The sequence below is a fragment of the Elstera litoralis genome, from assembly GCF_000963705.1.
In the GTDB taxonomy this organism is placed as follows: Bacteria; Pseudomonadota; Alphaproteobacteria; order Elsterales; family Elsteraceae; genus Elstera; species Elstera litoralis.
The window spans coordinates 1-2,271 of the sequence record NZ_LAJY01000404.1; the positions used below are offsets into that span (position 1 = coordinate 1).

The following is a 2,271-nucleotide window of genomic DNA, read 5'->3' on the forward strand; positions in this document are numbered from 1 at the left end:
ACTCCTTATCCAGTTCGGCCAAGCGGTGCAAAACCCAGCGTTCCAACTCTGGCATTTCAGCGATGGGGAGTTTCTCCGCATCCTCGAACCCGGCCAGCGCGCCCAGCAGGTAGCGCAGCGTATTGCGCAGGCGGCGGTAATGGTCGGCGGTATATTGCAGGATCGATTTGCCGATGCGCGTGTCTTCAGAATAATCCGACAGCATGGCCCAAAGCCGCAAAATATCGGCCCCGAACTCGTTCATCACCACCAGCGGATCGACGCCATTGCCCAAGGATTTGGACATTTTGCGGCCCTGCTCGTCGAGCGTGAAGCCGTGGGTGAGCACGGCATCATAGGGCGCACGCCCGCGCGTGCCGCAGCTTTCCAGAAGCGAGGTATGGAACCAGCCGCGATGCTGGTCCGAGCCTTCCAAATAAAGATCGGCGGGCCACTTCAGGTCCGGGCGGGCTTCCAGAACGAAAGCGTGAGTGGAGCCGCTGTCGAACCAGACTTCGACCACGTCCGAGACCTGCTCGTAATCCTCGGGGTTATAGTCATTGCCCAAGAAGCGGCTGGCCGGGCTTGCGAACCAGGCGTCGCCGCCTTCGGCCTCAAAAGCCGCCGCGATGCGCGCGTTCACGCCCTCGTCGCGCAGGGGCTCGCCGGTTTTCTTGTCGATAAACAGCGCCATCGGCACGCCCCAGGTGCGTTGCCGCGACACGCACCAGTCGGGCCGCTGGGCGATCATCGCGCCGATGCGGTTCTTGCCTTGGGCCGGGAACCATTTGGTATCGTCGATGGCTTTCAGGGCCTTATCGCGCAAGCCGTCCGTGTCCATCGAGATGAACCATTGCGGCGTCGCGCGGTAGATCAGCGGAGCCTTCGAGCGCCAGGAATGCGGGTAGGAGTGCAGCAGCTTCGCGCTTGCCAGCAGGTTCCCCGCCTCGGTCAGCGCGGTGCAGACGGGCGCATCGGCCTTGAACACATGCACGCCCGCGAACAAAGGCACGCTGTCGTAATACTTCCCGTCTCCCGCCACCGTGCGCGGCACGTCGAGCCCGAACTGTTTGCCAAGCTGGAAATCGTCTTCGCCGTGGCTGGGGGCGGTATGGACAAGGCCGGTCCCGGCGTCCGCCGTTACGTGCGCGCCGGGGAGCAGCGGAACGTCGAACTCATAGCCCTGGCCGCGCAACGGATGGGCGAGGATCGTGCCCTCAAGGGCGGTGCCCGGCAGATCGGCCAGTTTGGTGAAGGCGGTGATCTTGGTTGCCTGGGTCGTCGCCTCCAATAGATCGGCGGCGAGAATGAGCTTATCGCCGGGTTTCGCCAACGCACCTTCGGCCACGTCCGTGACCTCGATCAGCGCATAGGCTAGCTCGGGATTGAAGGCGACGGCGCGGTTCGCCGGGATAGTCCAGGGCGTCGTCGTCCAGATCACCACGCCCGCCCCCGTCAGCGCCGCGTTCGGGCTGCTGACCACGGGAAACCGCACATAGATCTGCGTCGAGGTATGGTCGTGGTACTCGACCTCGGCGTCGGCCAAGGCGGTTTGCTCAACGACGCTCCACAGCACCGGACGAAAACCTTGGTAGAGCGCGCCTTTCATCAGGAACTTCATCAGTTCGCGGAAAATCTGCGCTTCCGAAGCATAGGCCATCGTCAGATACGGCTGCTGCCAGTCGCCCATAATGCCGAGGCGCTTGAACTCTTCGGCCTGCACCCCTACCCAATGTTGGGCGAAGGCGCGGCATTCCTGGCGGAATTCCACCACCGGCACGGCGTTCTTATCGAGGCCCTTGGCGCGGTACTTTTCTTCGATCTTCCATTCGATCGGCAGACCGTGGCAGTCCCAGCCGGGAACATAGGACACATCCTGGCCCAGCATGCGCTGCGAGCGGTTGATGACATCCTTCAGAATCTTATTCACCGCATGGCCGATATGAATATCGCCATTGGCATAGGGGGGGCCATCGTGCAGCACCCAGCGGGGCCGACCGACGCTGTCATCGCGAATGCGATCGTAAAGATCAATCTTCTCCCAGCGGTCCAAAATGGCGGGTTCCAGCTTGGGCAGATCGCCCCGCATCGGGAACTCGGTGGCGGGCAGGAAAACAGAGGTCTTGTAATCGCGGGTCATGGCCGGGCTTTGCACGCTTATCAGTCATTTGGGAAGGCAGACCGTTCCAGAAACGCCCGCCGGGCGCAAGTGCTGAAAGAATTTTGCCCCGCAGGTCATACGTGCGTTGGCGCTTAGAAGCGCTGGTCATCCCGGTAAGACGGGTGTAGCGT

1 protein-coding gene is annotated in these 2,271 nt (G+C 62.3%); it reads right to left on the minus strand.

Going from position 1 to position 2,271, the window contains the following annotated elements; genetic code table 11:
* Positions 1-2,119, minus strand: a 2,119-nt coding sequence (gene ileS / locus VZ95_RS14505) for an isoleucine--tRNA ligase (RefSeq protein WP_045776490.1), incomplete at its 3' end; no start/stop codon positions are given.
* Positions 2,120-2,271: the final 152 nt, after the last annotated feature.